This is a genomic window from Bradyrhizobium sp. 6(2017) (assembly GCF_011058295.2).
GTDB lineage: Bacteria > Pseudomonadota > Alphaproteobacteria > Rhizobiales > Xanthobacteraceae > Bradyrhizobium > Bradyrhizobium septentrionale.
In genome coordinates this window covers 2,126,386-2,145,059 of sequence record NZ_CP049289.2, presented here as the reverse complement: position 1 = coordinate 2,145,059, position 18,674 = coordinate 2,126,386, and the positions used below count along the sequence as shown (strand labels likewise).

Sequence of the window (18,674 nt, the reverse complement as noted above, 5' to 3'; positions counted from 1 at the left end):
CCGCACGCTTTTCACGGTGCTGGCCTTAGCGCCGCGCTTCGTGTGGATCGTGACCTGTGGAAAGGCTGCGCAGCTTTTCGCCTCTTTTGCGTCGCGACGGTCTGGCATGCGAGTTGCTGAGGGACGTTTGGACTCGGCTTCTCATACTTTCGCGCAACCCCCATGAGATGGCGAAGTCCGCGCAGCCTTGCGCTAGCGCGAGCGGCTCCTCCAGCCGCTCGCGCTTCTTTCGGTAGCATCGGCCTAGTGCACGCTGTGGAGATCATGCCATGACCCGTGAAGGGGCGTTGAAGATCGCCATTGAGGCGCTCACACAATGGTCTCAAGGGAAGGTCGCAACGGCCGTCGTGCTTGCCGCGATCGCGAAGCTCGAAGCGCGTAGGCCGACACCTAGGCGGCCTCCAAAACGGAAGCTTTCTTCCATAACGGGGATGCGCGCGTTAAAGTTACGCCCTAGCAATGTCAGGCCCCTAGGGTCGCGCTGCCATCCTCCGGATATCGAGCAGGAGTACACCGAAGTATTCGAAGAGCGCGAGATCGCTGCATATCACGAGGCGGGGCATGCAGTGATTGCTCGCGCACTAGACATAGAGGTCGCGTGTGTTGCCATCATTCCATTTATGGGTCGCATTGGGCACGTGTGGCACGAGAAGGCCAGTCCCAAGACTGAAATCTTGATCACGATGGCAGGGCCATTCGCGGAAGCTCGCTTCACCGGCCGACTGCTTTGTGCTGGCGATGACGAAGCCAACATCACCAGCGCAATGACGCAATTGCCGGAGCCGCGCGAGCACTATGAGGCGAAAGCAAAGACGCTCGTGGCGGAAAGCTGGCGCGCTATCGAAATTGTCGCGGAAGAACTATTGATCGGAGCTGGCAGGCTCTACGGCCCGATGCTTGATTTGGCTATTTGCTGCGCTGCCCCCGGCGTCCCCTAGCGATCGATGATCCCGGCGAGGATGGCTTTGGCGCGCACGGAGACGGCCATGTAGTGCTGTGCCGCTTTGATAGACTTGAGCCTTCCCGGGTCATTCTGTGCGATGTTGGGATCAGATAGGAGGCGCTGGAGCCGCGCTCTGCGCCACGCCTGCACACGGCGGAGGCGTGGCAGGATGGCCGGCCGCGCGACAGTGTCGATCCGCTCAAACTTGCTCGCCACGGCGGCTTTCCTCCAAGTCGTAGCCTAGCGCAGCTCGCGCTACGCATGGAAGAGGGTCCCGTGATCCTACGGACTTGGCCGCCACGGATTTGCAATCCTCCCATTATTGGGAGGTGGCTACTAGGCGTGGATGCGTAGAGTAACCGCCTGTCTTGAATATCGGACGAGTGAGATGGCAGCAGGATGGATGGTTTCAATCGGCGTTCCCAAAGCCGACGGCAAGCTTCGATATGTAACCTATGCGGTCGCAATGGCCGATGCGACAGAAGCCGTAAAGGCTTCGTTGGCGGCCAGCGCGGGCGAAGCAGCGATCTCGAATTCCGAACTACGCGAAGCTGACTTGAAGGGCCTCGGCGTAAGAGCTGGCGAGCTTGTGACCATATATGATGATCGGAATGATCCGCTGATCTCACGGACGTGGAGTCCTGATACCGGCTAGGATCGAGCCGCCCCAATTCTCAAGGCACCGCTGACCAGAGCCTTTCGGGCCGCGTGCGGTCGTTTGGCACGCTCGTTGCTGGGCTTGGTTGCTTGGCCCCGATGTCGCGGGACACCAAATCGTCAAAGTCAGAACTGGCGCGGGCGGCCGCGATGGTATTGCCAGCGACCCATCATAGGTTTCTCTCGGCAGAGATAAAGCGCATGATCAAACACCGAATGCTTTTCAAGCAAGCAAAGCCCCTTACTGACCGTCTGTTGGAAGAGGCGGCGCGCTTAAGGAACTGCGCTGACCAGATGCCGGCATGCCCAAAGCGCGATGCGATATTGCGCAAAGCGCGGGAGCATCAAGTGACTGCCCACATGGCAGATTGGATTAGATCGTCCGGGATTAGGTGCCCAACTTAGCCGGCGGCCCTCATCTTACCCCGTGGAAGCTTCAACCCGAGACGCGATGAAGGGTGTGGTGGTAGTCTTCCGTGCGATGCGCGCCGATCGGGTGAAGATTGTCGTCTGAGATGGCAGCGGCCTTGTGATGTACTGGAAACGGCTGGATGGCGGCGGCTTCAAATGTCCTCCCATCGTGGCCGGCGTCATGCGGGTGAATGCCGCGCTTCTGGCCGGCATGGATTGGACGCGCATGCACGCGCCTCGAATCTCTCAGCCGAAAGCGCTTTGCGTAGGACATAAAGTCTTCGCTGCATCGTGGCGCGAAGCATGGCAGACTCGGGCCAATGAGTGATTTACCTGATGTGCTGCCGAGCGATCCAGCCGAGTTGCGTGTCTTTGCCGCGGCTCTACTGGATCGCTGCGCCAGGCTCGAGCGGCTGCTCAAGCTTGCAAAAGATGCGAAGTTCGGTCGATCGTCGGAAAAGCTGGACGCTGCTCAGCTTCAGCTTGGTTTGGAGGACATCGAAGAGGCCGTCGCGGCTCTCGAAGCAACCGAGAATCACGCCAATCCAAGAACCTGCGAGAAGAGAACTTCCAAGCGCGGGGCCAATCGTGGCAAGCTGCCGGAGCATTTGCCACGCATCGTCGAGACCCTGATGCCCGCTGCAACCTGCTGCCCGTGCTGCGCAGGCGTCCTTTTTGAAATTGGGAGCGATGAGAGCCAGAGGCTCGACGTCGTACCGGCGCAGTATCGCGTAATTGTCACTCGCCGGCCCAAACTGGCCTGCCGCGCTTGTCATGGCGTCGTCCTCCAACATGCTGCGCCCGAACGATTGATCAAGGGGGACTGCCCACGGAGCGGCTGGTCGCGCATGTGATCGATGCCAAGTATCATTGGCATTTGCCGCTTTATCGCCAGGCAGATGTTGGCGACGCACGGCATCGCCATCGACCGTTCCACGCTCGCCTTCTGGGTCGGCTACGCCGCCCAGGAGCTGGAACCCTTTTGGCATGGTTTGCGCGAGATTTTGCTCGCCTCTTCGAAGCTTTGTGTCGATGAGACCCCGGCGCCGGTATTGGATCCGGGGCGCGGCAGGACCAAAACCGGCTACTTCTGGGCGCTCTCGCGCGATGACAGGCCTTGGGCCGGATCTGACCCACCTGGCGTGGTTTACGCCTATGCACCAGGCCGTGGGGCCGTTCATGGCTTGAGGCTGCTTGAAGGATACCGGGGCATCATCCATTGCGATGGTTATGAGGCCTACAAGACCATGACCCGAGAGACGCGTGCGGACGCCCTGTCCGGTACGCTTGCCTTCTGCTGGTCGCATCTACGGCGTCAATTTGTGAAGATCGAGCGCGAGGCTTCACTGGCGCCGGCTCCGGTTGCCCGGGAGGCCCTCAAGCGCATTGCCCAGCTCTACGCGGTTGAGAAAGCACTACGTGGCCGATCTGATGCCGAGCGCCGCGCGGGCCGACAAGGGCATGCCCGGCCTCTGGCTGCAGCCTTGAAGCAGTGGTTTGAGGCAAAGCTTGATCACCTTGCGCAGAAGTGCGACACGGCGAAGGCTTTGCGTTATGCGCTGCGCCATTGGGACGGCCTGACGCTCTACCTTGATGACGGGCGCATCGAGATGGACACGAATGCGGTCGAACGTGCGATGCGGCCGATCAAGCTCAACGCCAAGAACTCCCTTTTTGCCGGCTGCGACGAGGGCGCCGAGAACCGGGCATTGCTGGCTTCGCTGATTGAGACGTGCAAACTCAATGGCGTTAGCGCCGAGCACTGGCTCTCCGACGTCCTCGCGAAGCTCGTCAATGGCTGGCCTGCGGCGCGACTGGACGAACTGCTTCCCTGGGCGTCGACCTACAAGATGCATGCACACGATCCGAGGCTGGCGGCATGAGCCTGAACACGACCGCGGTCCGGATCAAGGTGACCCTCAAGGACGTGAAACCGGAGGTGATGCGCCGCCTCGTCGTACCGCTGACCCTGCGTCTCGATCGGCTGCATCTGACGCTTCAGGCGGCGTTTGGCTGGACGGATAGCCATCTCTTCGAGTTCCACGCTGGCGAAGGACGCTGGGGCATCCCTGACCCCGATGGTGATTTTGGCCCCCAGCGCATCGATGCTCGCAAAGCGCGGCTCTGCGAAATCGTTCGAGAGACCGGCGCCAAAACGATCCATTATCTCTATGACTTCGGCGACAGCTGGGACCATGTGATCAAACTCGAAAAATGGTTCGACAACACGACGACAGAGGGACTTCCCCTCTTGCTCGAGGCCGCCGGTGGTTGTCCTCCGGAAGACGTAGGCGGTGCGCCAGGCTATCCGAATACCCCGATGCCATCGGTGACCCCACCCATCCGGAGCACGAACAAATGCGCCTCTGGGGCCCGGAGCGGTTCGATCCCAACGTCGTCGACCGGAAGGCGCTTGAGGCCGCCGTCAACGCATTGTCCGGAATTTGGAAGCCACGCCGGCAAAAGCTGCGATCAAAATAGGGCGTCAAGAGCCAATCAAAAGGGCCGCAGAGCTACGCTTACCATAGACCATCGCGCTCACGACCAGGAGCGGCCGGATCCGGGACGGGCCGAGCTCGGCCCATGTCCGCGCGTTGCCTTTCGGGTAGAGGCCGGATTCCGGCCAATCTCGAGCGCCGTCATCTCGCCGCCCGGTGACCTTGTCCTTGCGCCAGGGACGATGCACGTCGAGGAGAACAAAGAGATTGACCGTGCATTCCGACGATACTCATAATCGTAACGTTCGAGCCTGCGGGGCTTGGCCGGGATCGGCTGACGCGTTTCGCCGATGAGTTGGACCGGGCTTTCGTCGAAGCACACCACTGTTCGATCGAATCCCCGCAAATCCACAAGTATCTAGTCGACGTCCTCGAAGGCACCCGCCCTGCATTCGATAACCGCGGTTCAAAGTATTACGCAAGCTGAGAAGCTGCCTCCAATATCTATCGATGATGCCGGGCTGGGTGGTGGATTACGCATATTTGGCATGTTCTACCTCCTAGCATCCCGACTGCTCAGAATTGCATCATGTCGGGATGAAGCAGACGACGCCTCAAGTTCGCTATCAAGGAACTATAATCAATTCTGCATCCGGTCGGTCTGGTATGTTTTGTTATCCTCATCCTGAGCGGCACACGGATGCCTTCGGACCTCGCCTGCAGTACTTCGAGATCGAGGCCGAGCGGGCGAGCAAATGCTCCAAAAAACCCTTCTCGACGAAAGCGAGACGTGAGTCTGGCTGCGCAACGCGCCAACTAATACTGCGGCTACAACACAGCCCACTTCATCGATTTTTCGGGTTGAGCCGTTCGTTCGACGTGCGACGTTCCATGTTTGCCAAGTGCGGTGCGGCGAACGTCGTCTTCCCGAGAATCAGGTCTGCCGCCTTCTCCGCTATCATGATGGTGGGCGCGTTCGTGTTGGATGACGTGATGCGCGGCATCACGGAAGCGTCGCAAATCCGCAGACCATCGACTCCACGAAGTCTCAGCGACGGATCGACCACCGCCAGCTGGTCAGTGCCCATCCGGCAGGTGCCTATAGGGTGATGATCGGTCTTGCAGGTCCTGACAGCATAGTCGACGAGAGCGGCTTCGCTTGTAGCCGCAACACCGGGCATCCGCTCGACCATGACGAATGGCTCGAGCGCGGGTTGCCGGAGAATCTCACGGGCCATCTTCAGCCCCTCGATCGCTGCCGGGCGATCACGCGCATCAGACCAATAGTTTGGGTCAATCAGAGGCATCGCGGAAGGATCGCCGCTTGCGAGCCGCACGGTACCACGCGAGCCCGGCCGCAAGAATGCCGAATTCAGCGTGACGCCTGCTTGTTTTAGCTTTTCTACGCCCGCCTCGATTCCTGAGCCGAGCCCGAGATGGAATTGCACGTCCGGCCATTCCTGCGCCCTCGCCGCCGGCTCGACATACCAGAAGCCCCCTGTCTCAAATAGGGTGGACGCGACCGGTCCGCGCTTGAACAGCAGATATTCCAGTCCCGCCCAGATCATACGATGCAGTTTCACATAGCTGTCGTAGGTAACGTCGCCCTTGCACTCCGCGATCGCATAGACGTCGAGGTGGTCCTGAAGATTCTCGCCCACGCCGGGCAAATCGTGGATCGGCTTGACACCGACTGATTTCAGATGGTCGGCCGGACCGATCCCCGATAGCAGCAGAAGGCGAGGCGATCCGATGGCGCCGGACGCAAGGATGACCTCCCGCTCGGCGCGAACGATCTCCCGCTGCCCTCCGCGTACCGACGCGATTCCCACAGCACGCCCATTCTCGACCACGATCCGCGTGCTGTAGGCGTCGGTAAGGACGGTGAGATTCGGTCGGCCGCGGATCGGCTGCAGATAGGCGGTGGCGGTCGAGCACCGCCGGGCATCTCGCACCGTTACTTGATAGTGGCCGACGCCCTCCTGCCGCGCACCGTTAAAATCGGGATTGTAGGGCATTCCATATTCCTGCCCGGCTAGCAGAAACGCTTCGCTGATCGGCAACGGATTGACAGGCACCGAGACGCCCAAGGGACCACGGCGCGCATGGTAGGCGTCGACGAAGCGCTGGTTGTCTTCGGTGCGCTTGAAATACGGCAAGACATCCGCGTAGCTCCAGCCTGTCGCACCATCCGCCGCCCAACCATCATAATCGCGGGCATTTCCGCGGGTGTAAACCTGCGCGTTGATACTGGAGCCGCCACCTAGCACCTTCGCCTGGGTATAGCGGAGCACCCGCGCGCCGAGATGACGCTGGGGCACCGTCGAGTATCCCCAGGAGGGGATGCCCTTGGTCATCTTGGCAAACCCCGCCGGCATGCTGAACAGCGGGTTGTTGTCGCTGCCGCCGGCCTCGAGCAGCAGCACCCTGGTCGACGCATCGACGCTCAGGCGGTTGGCGAGCACGCAGCCGGCCGAGCCGGCGCCGACGACGATGTAGTCGTAAACCGTCATCTCATGTCCCCATGAGTTCGAAGATCGGTCCTCGCGACATGATCCGCGACGCGCAACGCCTGGGCGGCGATCGTCAGCGACGGGTTCACCGCCGCCGAGGTCGGCAGGAACGACGCATCGACAACGAACAGATTGGGGTGATCAAAGGAGCGGCAGAACGGATCGAGCGGTGATGTCGCTGGATCGAGGCCGATGCGCACTGTCCCGCACTGATGCGAGGGCGTGCGCCGGTCGAACGCCTTTGACAGTACGATCGGATAACCTGCGGCACGCAGCCGTTCCTTCAACGTCGCCACCAGCGCCAAATGGGTCGTCCAGTTCGAGCGCAGCCAGTCGAGCCGGATATTCGCACCATCGACCGTCACACGGCTCTCGGCGCGCGGCAGATCCTCGCTCATCACGTACCAGTCGACCGCATGCCGGCTCATCAGCCCAAGCGCCAATTCCGGCGCGAGCGGCATGTTGGCCTTCAGAATCGGCGCGGTGACACGTCCTAGCAACTGGATGTTGCCCAGCGGCGGTCCGCCGTGCCCATCATCGAGATAGAAATCGTTGGTGCCGATCGTCTTCTGGTAGATCGAGTTGTTGACGACGCGCGGATCGATCGCCAGCACAGCCGAGGAATTGTGGTTCATGAAATAACGGCCGACTGCATCGGAGCGGTTCGCGATGCCGGCCTGTGACGAGCGCAGAAGCAGTGCGGCCGAATTGACGGCGCCCGCCGCGAGCACCACGATGCCGGCGCCGATCATGGTCCGCTCACCGGCCTGAATGACCTCAACGCCGGCAATGCGTTTGCCGTCCGGCTCGACGACCAGCCGCTTGACCTGCGCACCTTCGCGCAGCGCGACATTGTCATGGGCGAGAGCACAGGCAAGCCCGCAGGATTCGGCATCCATCTTGCCGTGCCCGGCGTCGGGGAATGCATCCCACGGAGTCTTGGCACGTTTGAGCCATGTCTCGATGTCGATGCCAAGCGGCAGTATAAACGGCTTGAGCCCGATCTTCTTGAGCCGCTGCCGTACCGCCGCAATCGCCGGCTCATCCGGCACGGGGCCGAACGGATAGGGCGCGGAGTGAAAAGGCTCCGAGGCATCGTCTCCGAGCGCGCCGCGCACGTTGTAGAGCTGTTCCGCCCGGGTATACCATGGCTCCAGTTCGCCATAGCTGAACGGCCAGCCCGGCGTCGTTCCATCGCGGTGCGCGATGGGCGCGAAGTCTTGAGCGCGGTAGCGGATCAGGACCGCCCCGTAGAGCTTGGTATTGCCGCCGACGCAGTAGTAGTTGCCGGGATTGAAGGCCTTCCCCGCCCCATCGACCCAGGACTCCTGCGGCCGGAACACCCCGCGCTGAAAGATCGCCCTTGCGTCCCGCGCAGCCTCGCTATCGCGCAGACGCTGGCCGCGCTCGAGGATCACGATCTTTGCGCCCGTAGGCGCCAGACCCGCGGCAAAGTTCGCACCGCCCATTCCAGACCCGATGACGAGGACATCGGTTGACTCCGTGATCTTCATGCAGGTCTCGCACCACTCGATCAGATACGGCGCGTGGTCGTTGGGTCGAACAGCACCGCCTTGTCGAGGTTGAACGCAAAAGTGTGCGGTTGTCCGAGCCGGACGTCAGCATCAGCGCGCATGCGCAAGACCTTCGTTCGTACCATATGCACCTCGGGTCGTCAGATCGATGGGAGCCTCGCGTCCCGTTCGGGCAGCCTCGCGCGTCGACAGGGCGGCGCTCAGCGACTTGATCCCGTCTTCGCCCGTAGCCGACGGCGCGCCACGGGCGGCAACCGCGTCGCCGAACAGGCGCACCGCCCGTAGATAGAGATTCTCGTGCGCGATCGAGAGCTGCCTTTCGCCGTCCCTGGTCCGCAGCAAGACCTCGCCCTTGGGCACCTGGGTCATGCAGTCGGTCCCGATCAGCGATCCCTCTTCGCCATGGACCTCGAAGCCGGTCACCGCGTATCTTGTCGTGAAGGCATCGTGGAACTGGGCAATCAGCCCGTTTTCGAAGCGGACCACCCCCATGACACCGTCTTCGAGACCTGCCTGGCCCATACCACCCCGCGACGTCATCGCGGTCACGGCGACAGGATTTTCGTCGAGCACGAAACGCAAGGTGTCGGCATCATGAACGGTGATATCGAGCACGACGCCGCCGCCCGCTTCCGGCCTCTCAATCCGCCAGCCCTGCAGGTGCGGCGGAAGATAGACCGCATGAAAAACGCGGGCGAATAGAGGCTTGCCGATGTGGCCCGCCTTGATCGCGGCATGAATTGCACGATGGGTGGCCGCGTTGCGCAAATGATGGTTTGTCCCCATCTGCACCCCTGCCGCCTTGCAGGCCGCGACCATTCGCTTCGCGTCCGGCAAGTTCAGCGCGAGCGGCTTCTCGCACAGCACATGCTTGCCGGCCGCGGCCGCGGCCAGCGTTTGCGAACAATGATGCTCATTTGTTGTCGAGATGTAGACCGCATCGATACCGCTTCCGAGCAACGCGTCGAGGCTGGTTGTTGCTATCGCGATCCCGTTCTCGCTGGCAAATCGCTGCGCCCGCTCCGGATCGCTGCCCATCACAGCCCGCACCGCGCCAGCCGCTCCGCGGATGGCCTCGATCATCCACTCGCGCGCGATTGTACTTGCACCGATCAATCCCCAACGCAGGCCACTCAAGATGCGATTCTCCGTTTGAATTCCGCTCCACAACTCTCCCGAACGACCAACCGCGCTTCGCCCCCGCAACTCTCGAGACGACGCTCGCCCTCGTTGATCTGCCTCAGCAGCATCTGCGCGGCGCGCTCTCCGAGACTACCGGCATCGACCGACACAGTGGTCAGAGCGGGAGAGACATGATGGCCTCGGCGGTATCATCGAAACCGACGACGGCAACATCGCGCCCGACGGTCAGCCCCTGTCGTGCGATCGCCAACATCGCGCCGATTGCCACGACGTCGTTGAAGCAACCACCGCCGTTGGTCGCCTCTCCGACGACAGCAAGCGCTTCATGGCGTCGAAGCCGCCATCTTTCGTTAGCATGCTCTCAATGATCCACGCGGGCTCGACGGCAAGTGGCGCCACCGCCACCCGCGCTGTGGTGGAAGCGGTGCCGCCGGTCAACACGTGTTCTGCGATCGAGCCAATAACCGAGGTCGCAAGAATGTTAAGAACCTGATCGCTCTCCTCAAGGGGAGCCGTCGCCAGCGGAATGTACGCTCCTTTCAGCACGCCAGTCTTCGCTTTCCAGGCGAGGCATCGTATTCCCGTGTACCCGCGTTTTGGATCGCAGTCTCCACGTCTTGACGAACGGAAAGCGCTGCTCGCCCTCTTGGATCGCATGGCATGCGCTACATCCCCCTTCGGCGGGATCTCTTTCGAAAATCACGTCGCCTTGGGCAACCAAGGCAGCGTCACACTTCCAAGGCCATTTCGGAGGGCCGATTCGCGTTACTAAGTTTTCGAGTTCGCTCAGACCGTCGAAGTTAGCGGAATTATTGATGAGGAAATTGATGACCCCTCCCTGACTGACGTTTCGGCTCAAACTTAGCCCCCCAGAACCTGGCCCACGTTCCGAGCCAGCCCTACAATGCCACTTCCGTTTTTTGCGAAACCCGGCCACTGCGTCTTGTCTTGCCGCGGCGCATTCCAAAGGAATGGATATCTCACGGGAGCGTCGGCGGTTTTTATGTTTTCCGGAATCATGAAGTCGGGTGGCGGACCGATGTCCAGACCGGATACGCGGTTGAAAATCATCCCTACAGCATCCAAACGGCAAACCCCCAGCCGTTCTCTGGCAGCGCGCGCACCATGCATGAGCGTGTGAAACCGCAAGTACCACCCACCTACCTGTAGACGAAGATCCGCAACATCTATCGCATCCGGCACTGCGGACCGCAGAACAGCTGCAGCAAACGGAGCGAATGAGCTGTCGCTGGCAATCACTTCGCCCACCGCCTTGTCTAGGTCGCGAAGCAGTGCGTAGAAGTCGACGAACCCCGGACCGCCATCCACCCGATACACCTTGCCGTTAACTTCGATCTGGAGCGTGTGACATGCTGAACAAGTCATTCCCACGACCTGACAGTCTTGAGGGCCAGAGCGTGAAAGCCTATGGGAAGGTTGGCCGGAGTTGCAGGATTCGGTAGATAACCGTGACAAACCATCCGCCAGGAACGGCTGTCCGTTCCTTTGCTTCAGGGCCTGCATCCTAGACAACGCGATCAAACGCGAGCCTTGATCGCGCGAATAGAAATCTGCTCTCGCTGCCGCGGTCCAATCCAGACCTTGGTCAACGTAGAAGGGATTGGCGTTGGTGCCCTGAGCGATCGACCGTGTTGTGACGAAAACCGTTAAGGCTATTAGAACGAGAGCACGGAGCATCGTATGGCCTACTGACTTCATTGTTAAACTCGCCCGAAGAAACGTTCGCTGAAATCCCTCGGTTGCGGCAAGCTTGGCTCGATCCTCTGACCTGCCTTTGGGCCCGCGGGTCCTTGACTATCGGCCATTAAAGGGCGCGGTCCACTAAGTTCAACCTACCAAATTTGGGAGAGGACAACGGCTCGGCAACCCCATTGATCGTAGAAACTCCTGCTGACGCCCGTTCACCCTTAGGCCGAAATCTATGGCCGCCAAGGGATCGGGCTTGATCGCGCGACACTTGGCAATTGGTGATGCCGCCCTGCTTCCCATCGGCAGCCCGTTGCCAACCTCATGTGCTGCGATTTCGCAGCCGCGGATCGCCTGTTCGTGTGAAATCGTGGCGCCGGTGCCCGATCTGAGCGTGGTCAAACGAAGAAGCGCGACTTTTGGACGATCGTCCAACGACCGCGGCTATAGCGGTCAAGTCTGCGATCGTGCTCTGCCGATATGCCCTCGGTCGCAGTCGCGCATTCGCAGAATAGTCCCTGGACGGCTTCAACAGACGCTTATCCGATACCTATGACAGTTATGATCGGCTGAGCGAAATCGCTCATCACAAGAATCGTGGACGCTCATGCATTGGTGAATTGGTGGAGCTTCGATGGCGTAGAGCTTTGCGATCCGCCGGACGCCAGCCTCGGGTCAATTTGACCAGGCACCGGCGCCGCGCGCATGGAACGCCCGCTGGCCTCTGGTCGGGTCGTTAAAGCCGTGGTTCGAAAAACATCCGTGGATGATCTCCAGCGGCTCGATGCTCGCTGATGACATCCGCTACGCGCTCAATATTGGCAGGTCGCTTCCTCGATGACCGGATTCTCGAGGTCGGCAGACTGGACGCTACCACGGTGACCATAAGTCGCGAGTCTTTACTATTTCCGCGGCCTTCGCCGGTGTCGCAGTTCGCACCACAGTTCCGCTTCAAACGTCGCTCGTCAAACCGGGCATGCAGATTTCGCGCACCCGGCTTTTACTTGTCCGTCAGACCTTCGCGCTCGATCGGTCAGTACGACGGTCTGGATGCGGAAGAGTTGGAGCGTATCGTGCCGGTAATCCTGCGGATACTCTTCGAAGCCCCTACCACCTCCTCCTGGTCGTCGCATTATCCAGTGCCGCAGACGGCGATCGACGTACCACCCGATGAAGTCATACGTCTTCATGAAAGGGCTTGGTCGAAGTAACCGCACCAGCCGCGAAGAAGGCGGCTGATAACGGTGATGGTGTTCTCTGGTGTGTCCGGGCAATACTGTGACGTCGTGCGTTCATGGATTCGTCGGAGCAATGTTAATTAGCTGAGGCTCTTCGTTCCAGCCAGGCGAGAGGCTTCGCGGAACCGCCAGCAGCAGCGTTGCACGATTAGATCCCGAACATCGCCGGTAGCGAATGCGGCCAGCAGTGCAAATTCGCGTGGATAGTAATTTTGTCGCACCTCGAAACGACACTATGGTCAAACGTCACAAAGCATCCAGGCTCTCCGGAGGATGCCCCATTTGGCGACAAACTAATCTCGGCACACCGCTGGCTAAGTCATGGGGCTTTAGTATCTGGAGCTTCTTTCTCCAGCAAACGGCGAATTCTCTCTTCAGCTGCCGCACGCTTACCCTCAAGCTCCTCGGCAAGTCCTAAAAGCTCCTGAATCCGATGCTCTGACTGAGCTCGACCAACCTCAAGTTCCGAGCAGAGATGAAGAAGTGCTTCGATCCGATCCTCGCTAGCCGAGCGCTTTGCTTCGAGTTCTTCGTTGAACTTCAACAGCTCTTGTATCCGGCTCTCTGACTCAGCTCCGCTCTCCTGCTGCTCCGCGCAATGCCTCAGGAGCCCTTCGATCTGGCCTGCGCTAACGATGCGTTTCGCTTCAAGCTCGTCCGCGACCTTCAACAACTCCTCTATCCGTTTCTCTGCCTGAGCTCGGCCAGCCTCGAGCTCCGAACAAAGACGGAGGAGCGCCTCGATCCGTTCTTCTCCGGCGGCACGCTTGTCTTCAAGTTCTTCATTGAGCTTCGATAACTCGCCAACGTGACGCTCCAGAGCAGAAGCGCCAGAGCGAACAGAAGATTCAGCCAGCAAGGGATCGACCTCGCCCTCCAACGAAATAGAGATCATCGGCCCAGAGGATTCAACGATGCGCAGAAGATAACCAAAGCGAGAAGCGGATACGGCGGGGACGCTGCACCAACCTTCAGATTCCGACTGGAGCGATACGTCCTGCTGGACGAGGGGATCGTACATAACCAAGGGCAAATTGGGCGTCGCGCGAACGCGCATAGGCAAACGCGGGAGAAAGATTGCCGTCGTATTTGCCAGACCCGGGACCAGGTAAGGCGCCCGCTCATAGCTACTAGGATCGACAAGCATCGGGAGATCGTCACGCTCAATCTGTGGCGGCAGGGCTATCGGAGGACTCTGCTTATCTTCAGTCAACACATCCGGCCTTGCCGCCACAGTCGTCTTGTCGAAAAGCATGACTATCTCCGAGCGCTGCGGCCAGGGGATTCGTCCCGTCAGAGCGAGCGTATAATGCAAGGCTTCTATTCGGTGCTCAAATGCGGCCGACAACTGTGCCTGCTTTGGCTGATAGGGCGAGCCACAGTATGGGCACTGAGCGTGCTCGAAATCGTAATGGCGACCGTTAAAGAGATGCAGCAGCTGAACAACAAGTGATGAACTCCATCGCCAGCGCGCGCCGCAAAAGGCGCGGTTGACCGCAGCAGCCCTTCCTTCCCAAAGCCGCGCCAATATCTCCGCAGAATACGACCGCTGGTGCCAATGCATATGGAAACCACGGGCACAGGAGCCGCAGTCGACCGTCGCGGCGTCGAGAATCTCATTGTACGGGACAGCAATAAGCAGCCACCGTGTCGATACGCGATAGAGCTCATCGAGCGCCTTCCGATACTCGCTTTCAGCGATGTGCTCCAACACATCCGTGGCTAGCACCAGGTCGAATGCGCCGTCGGAAAACGGTAGCGCGGTGATCTCGGCAACCCTCGAAGAATAGCGGACATGGGCTAATGCTGCCGGCGAGATGTCACAGCCTTCGACATGGCGATCCGCAGGTAGATGATTAGTAATAGCTCCGTTTCCACATCCGACGTCCAAAATGCTGCGAGCATCTTGAGGGATCATGGCTAGGACAGCATCGCGCACTTCTCTTGTAGAAGCATCAATATCCTGGCGCCAAAGCGCTTCCTGCTGATAGTAACTTGACGAATCGGCCTCTACCATATTCCGCACTACTCTAACTGTAGGACAGCCACGTTGCATCGTGCAGAACATCGCCGGTTTCAAGGCCCCTATTTGGGGGACTCATGACCTTGAGACGAAAGCGCCGATCGAGCACATGTAGAGGATCCCCACCATGATGATGCTCGTCGTGAAGATCTCTAAAAACGCCTACGGATACGATGTATTCCATCGGTCCAAGCCGAATTGGCATCAGCGAAACGCGATCACGGTGCCGACCTGCCGTCCGCGTGGAAGCCGGACTAACGACCTGTGCTGCGCAGCGGCCATCCAAACGGTAGACAGCGAGGACCAGTCGACAATGATCGATAGTACTCGATGCCTCCCACTCTATCTCGGCCGCGGCTGCCTCGCCGCATATAAACGTTCGACGCTCTTCGCTCCGCTCATCGTCAGGCGAAAAGAAACGTACCGCCGTGATTTGAGCTTCGCCCGCTCCGTAAGAGTCGCCATCCACAACATGGTCCACGTTCTCCGTTGTCGATTGCTCCCGCGCTGAGTCGGTGGACGACGACAACTTTGCTGGCAAACGCAGACGCTCAGTTCCCCACGCGCCGTCAGGTGATGGAGATAATGTGGCAGCCAGCGAATAGGCTTCGTCAGTCGTGAACTCAACCCGCACATCCTCACCGGCAACGGCCGCATGCTCGATCTCCACAATCCCGGATGCAATCAGGTCAGAGGGAATCCGAATGGTGAAAGGGGCGTGCAAGTAGCGTCCATTCTCGTCACGAAATTCCCGCCAAACCGTATTGTCCGGTCCTACCTGGGGCGCGGACCAGTTGGTATAGCCCGGCGCGTCAGTCAGCCAAACGACTTCCGTCGAGTCATTGTCGCGAGCGTCGCCAACGCGCAGAGACGCCTGCTCCTTATCATCTATCAATAGTCGGATCGAACGAACACGATGGCGTGCTTTCGGGGCAGACGGCGCACCGGTGACAAATCTACCCGTCACAAAATGACTTCCCGAATTCGAACTGGCGCTAAGGCTAGTGCCCGTCTCGGCCACCTTGAGCCGGGCATCTTCCCGCAGTCGAATTGCTGACATGTAGGACTTACAGAGAGTTAGCGTGTCGCGTTCGGCCGCTACTCGGCCCCGATCAATCCAGGCGGCCCGACTACACATCATTTGTACGGAGGCGAGGTCATGTGAAACCAACAGCAGCGTAGCACCATTCCGTGTGAGGTCCTTCATTCGGGCCGCGGCTTTGATGGAGAAATACGCGTCTCCCACACCGAGAATTTCGTCCACGATGAGGATATCGGGGTCGACACTTGTGGCGACTGCAAAGGTGAGACGGGCTTGCATGCCAGCCGAATAGATACGGAAGGGGTGATGGATAAAATCACCGAGTTCCGCGAACTCAGTAATCTCATCAGCCTTCTTGTCCGCAGCTCTACCGGTGACGCCCAAATAGGCGAGCGACGCACGCAGGTTTTGAGCGCCAGTGAGATCGGGATGGAATCCGGTTCCCATCTCCATGAGCGCGGTCACGCGCCCAGAGACCCGAAGTGCCCCGTTGCTCGGCCGGATCAGACCAGCGATCAGCTTAAGCAGCGTGCTCTTCCCCGCGCCGTTGCGGCCGATGAGACCAACGCGCTCGCCGCGCTTCAAAGAAAGGTTCACATTTCGAAGTGCCCAGAAATCCCACGCGGCATCCTTGGGTGTTGGCAGGCCCAGCGCGTCGGCCATCCGCCACCCCTTCGAGCGAAATAGCCGATAGCGCTTGCTCACCGAGCGAAGTTCGATAGCGAGATCAGACATGATCGGCAGCCAGGGTTTTCAAGCGCTGAAGCAGATGGAAGCCGAGGGTGAAGAGCGCTAGCGATACGGCACCGAAGGCCGCGAGCCTCCCCACAGGAATGCGGTCAAAGTGAATAAGATCGCGGTAAATCGAGATCATATAATACAGTGGATTGACGACCATGATCGGCATCATGCGCGACGGGATCATGTCGTCCGTATAGCCGATCGGCGAAACCAGCATAAGGAACAAGAGAAGCGGCGATACTAGATTGGCAATATCACGGAAGAAGATGTTGAAAATGGAGAGGACCCAAATGAGTCCGACCGTGAAAATAAACTGCGTAAAAAGAACCAGCGGTAACGCAAGCTGCGTAACCTGCATCTCTCCGCGCACAACAAGGATGGCTAGTAGTAGTGCGAGACCTACCAACATCGTGACAGAAGAAACCAGCACCGACTTTACGGCAATGAGTTCCACCGGAAAGATCGTTCCCTTAAGCAATGACCGATTATCAGCGAGGCTGCTTACGCCGGCGGACAGAGCCTCACTGAATCCAAGAAACGGGATGAGCCCCGAAAAGATGATAAGAGTATAGTCGAACGAACTCTTGCCCGGAATCCGCACCTGCAGGATAAGATTGAACACTAGGCTGTAGAGTCCCAAAAAGATCACGGGAAACAGGACCGTCCAGGCTAATCCAAAAAAGCTCGCTCCATGGCGTTGGCGCAAGTCGTGCAGGAAGGTTGCAAGCACCATCCAACGATTACCCCAAATGAGCCGAACTGGCGCAACTAGCATCCTTTTTCGCGCCCCCCGTAGAGCAACGTCCGTTCGCTCTACGGCTCCCTAGGTGCCTTTGGCTTTTTGGATCACGCACCGAACCTCCGCTCCGGCGCAGACAGGAAACTTAACGCACGAAATCCAGTCATGCCGCACAGCGTTGTTTCGCCGGCTTCATGAGGCGCGCATAAATATCCAGCAACTTCTTCCCCTCGAGTTCCCAGTTGATGCGCAAGCCAGCTTCAACAGCCGCACACTTGAGTTCAGCATAATGTCCGGAATCGGCAAGAGCCGTCGTTATGGCAGCGGCAACGGCCTCCGGCTTGTCTAGATCGGTGACGACACCGAAGCCGTGCTCTTCTGCTACGTCGCGCAAAAACGGCAGATCGTTTGCCAAGAATGGCACTAAGCGCCCGTCGACTATCGCTCTCAACCGAAACTCAAATCTCGCCCTGTTGCGAGTCGGCGCCTGCTTGGCAGTCGTCCTGCTGCACACCAGCGCGGACCATCTATATTTATGGAGAGGTCGGCCAGCTTTCTTGGAACTTCGCGAACCTCGTCAACTCGTCGACGCGCTGGTGTGTATCAGTCTTCGTGATGATCAGCGGTGCCTTGATCGCGTCCAAACCAATCGAGCAACCTCTCGCATTCATGTTCCGCCGCGCGCGCACCACTGTGGTGCCCATCGTCGTTTGGACCGCCGCCTATCTGTGGTGGAGGTCAGCTTATTACGACGAGCATTTCACCGCTCTGTCGGTCGCGAAGGAGGTCTTTTCCGCCCCCCCTATTATCATCTGTATTTCCTTTTCCTGATCGGCGGTTTCTATGTCTTCGCACCGCCAATTGCCGCCGCCATCAGCATTTTGCCGCGATCGCAGAGCCTCGTCATGTCGGGATTGGCGCTCGCCTTCGCGTCAATCACGTTGACCGCCCAGGGTCTTAACTCTAACGCGCTGACCTTCTTCGTGCCGTATCTTGGCTACTTCGCTCTAGGTGCGCTGTTGCTCGATGCCCGCGTGCGGCCCGGCCCAACCGCGGCGCTGTTCGCTTGCGCGGTCCTGATAACCGCGGCACTCACCTTCGTCGTCGTATCCAAGCGCGGCGTCAACAGTCGGTGGGGGCTGTATTTCTACAGCTACTCTAGTCCGACCGTCCTGATCATGGCGCCGGCGGTTTTCTGCCTTTTTAACAGCCTGAGAGTACCCGTGAGCTTCACCCGATGGCTCACCGCTTTCGTGCCATTGACGCTCGGGATCTATCTTGTTCATCCGATAGTGCTCGAAACTCTGCGATGGCAGTGGGGGCGCTTCGCGCCTGCACTACTGCGGCCTATTCTGGATATACCAATCACCTTCGTTCTCACGGTGATCATCTCGGCTGCCTTCGTGGGTCTAGTCAGATGCATTCCAATCGTACGGCTTGCCGTTTGACACCCCGAGAGCACATCAGCCATTTTCGCGATCTTTGATTGTACCGAATTCATACCGCTGATAGAACTGCCTACTCTGACCGCTACGCTTCTCAAC

Annotated in this window: 15 protein-coding genes and 4 pseudogenes; 5 read left to right on the top strand and 14 right to left on the bottom strand. The window is 59.3% G+C overall.

From position 1 onward, the window contains the following. Positions 1 to 269: 269 nt before the first annotated feature. Positions 270 to 938, top strand: coding sequence for a hypothetical protein (locus G6P99_RS10235; protein WP_165128053.1), 669 nt, complete (start codon positions 270 to 272; stop codon positions 936 to 938). On the opposite strand, the gene G6P99_RS10230 is transcribed toward G6P99_RS10235, so the two are convergent. Then, positions 935 to 1,159 carry a hypothetical protein gene (locus G6P99_RS10230; RefSeq protein ID WP_165128051.1) on the bottom strand — a complete coding sequence of 75 codons (225 nt, stop codon included), beginning with the start codon at positions 1,157 to 1,159 and terminating at the stop codon, positions 935 to 937. The genes G6P99_RS10235 and G6P99_RS10230 overlap by 4 nt on opposite strands. Before the next feature lie 172 nt (positions 1,160 to 1,331). On the opposite strand from G6P99_RS10230, the gene G6P99_RS10225 reads away from it, so the two are divergent. Then, positions 1,332 to 1,598: a hypothetical protein gene (locus tag G6P99_RS10225; RefSeq protein ID WP_165128049.1), complete on the top strand. Its 267-nt coding sequence runs from the start codon at positions 1,332 to 1,334 to the stop codon at positions 1,596 to 1,598. Positions 1,599 to 2,036: 438 nt separating this feature from the next. Here G6P99_RS10225 and G6P99_RS10220 read toward each other — a convergent pair whose 3' ends face one another. After that, positions 2,037 to 2,285, bottom strand: a complete 249-nt coding sequence (locus tag G6P99_RS10220; protein WP_156929139.1) for a hypothetical protein — start codon at positions 2,283 to 2,285, stop codon at positions 2,037 to 2,039. A gap of 46 nt (positions 2,286 to 2,331) precedes the next feature. Between G6P99_RS10220 and tnpC the strand changes: the two are divergent. After that, positions 2,332 to 3,894, top strand: a pseudogene (gene tnpC / locus G6P99_RS10215) (IS66 family transposase). Further along, positions 3,891 to 4,265, top strand: a pseudogene (locus G6P99_RS47525) (plasmid pRiA4b ORF-3 family protein); the annotation flags it as partial. The pseudogenes tnpC and G6P99_RS47525, both read left to right, overlap by 4 nt. Before the next feature lie 390 nt (positions 4,266 to 4,655). Here the strand turns inward: G6P99_RS47525 and G6P99_RS47520 are convergent. The 12 genes and pseudogenes from G6P99_RS47520 to G6P99_RS10160 all read right to left on the bottom strand — a co-directional run. Further along, positions 4,656 to 4,843 (bottom strand): annotated as a pseudogene (locus tag G6P99_RS47520) (IS630 family transposase); the annotation flags it as partial. Positions 4,844 to 5,294: 451 nt separating this feature from the next. Then, positions 5,295 to 6,962: a GMC family oxidoreductase gene (locus G6P99_RS10205; RefSeq protein ID WP_165128047.1), complete on the bottom strand. Its 1,668-nt coding sequence runs from the start codon at positions 6,960 to 6,962 to the stop codon at positions 5,295 to 5,297. Further along, positions 6,959 to 8,476: a GMC oxidoreductase gene (locus G6P99_RS10200; protein WP_165128045.1), complete on the bottom strand. Its 1,518-nt coding sequence runs from the start codon at positions 8,474 to 8,476 to the stop codon at positions 6,959 to 6,961. The genes G6P99_RS10205 and G6P99_RS10200 overlap by 4 nt, the downstream gene beginning before the upstream one ends. A 111-nt stretch (positions 8,477 to 8,587) precedes the next feature. Beyond that, positions 8,588 to 9,580, bottom strand: a complete 993-nt coding sequence (locus tag G6P99_RS10195; RefSeq protein WP_051346753.1) for a Gfo/Idh/MocA family protein — start codon at positions 9,578 to 9,580, stop codon at positions 8,588 to 8,590. A gap of 50 nt (positions 9,581 to 9,630) precedes the next feature. After that, positions 9,631 to 9,893 (bottom strand): annotated as a pseudogene (locus G6P99_RS47515) (substrate-binding domain-containing protein). After that, positions 9,866 to 10,186, bottom strand: a complete 321-nt coding sequence (locus G6P99_RS10190; RefSeq protein ID WP_156929011.1) for a hypothetical protein — start codon at positions 10,184 to 10,186, stop codon at positions 9,866 to 9,868. Before G6P99_RS10190 ends, G6P99_RS47515 begins: the two are co-directional and overlap by 28 nt. Before the next feature lie 315 nt (positions 10,187 to 10,501). Then, positions 10,502 to 11,359, bottom strand: coding sequence for a di-heme-cytochrome C peroxidase (locus tag G6P99_RS10185; RefSeq protein ID WP_165128039.1), 858 nt, complete (start codon positions 11,357 to 11,359; stop codon positions 10,502 to 10,504). A gap of 1,174 nt (positions 11,360 to 12,533) precedes the next feature. After that, complete coding sequence (locus tag G6P99_RS10180) at positions 12,534 to 12,659, bottom strand: group II intron maturase-specific domain-containing protein (protein WP_224496560.1); 126 nt, start codon at positions 12,657 to 12,659, stop codon at positions 12,534 to 12,536. 245 nt (positions 12,660 to 12,904) lie between these two features. After that, positions 12,905 to 14,602 carry a class I SAM-dependent methyltransferase gene (locus tag G6P99_RS10175; protein WP_165128037.1) on the bottom strand — a complete coding sequence of 566 codons (1,698 nt, stop codon included), beginning with the start codon at positions 14,600 to 14,602 and terminating at the stop codon, positions 12,905 to 12,907. Between the two features lie 13 nt (positions 14,603 to 14,615). Beyond that, a complete protein-coding gene (locus tag G6P99_RS10170; RefSeq protein WP_165128035.1) occupies positions 14,616 to 16,385 on the bottom strand; it encodes a polysaccharide ABC transporter ATP-binding protein in 1,770 nt (589 codons plus the stop codon). Further along, entirely contained in the window at positions 16,378 to 17,124 is a 747-nt protein-coding gene (locus tag G6P99_RS10165; protein ID WP_165128033.1) for an ABC transporter permease, read from the bottom strand. The genes G6P99_RS10170 and G6P99_RS10165 overlap by 8 nt, the downstream gene beginning before the upstream one ends. 169 nt (positions 17,125 to 17,293) lie before the next feature. Further along, a complete protein-coding gene (locus G6P99_RS10160; RefSeq protein ID WP_165128031.1) occupies positions 17,294 to 17,545 on the bottom strand; it encodes a glycosyltransferase in 252 nt (83 codons plus the stop codon). Between the two features lie 142 nt (positions 17,546 to 17,687). On the opposite strand from G6P99_RS10160, the gene G6P99_RS10155 reads away from it, so the two are divergent. Next, complete coding sequence (locus G6P99_RS10155; protein ID WP_165128029.1) at positions 17,688 to 18,578, top strand: acyltransferase; 891 nt, start codon at positions 17,688 to 17,690, stop codon at positions 18,576 to 18,578. Positions 18,579 to 18,674: the final 96 nt, after the last annotated feature.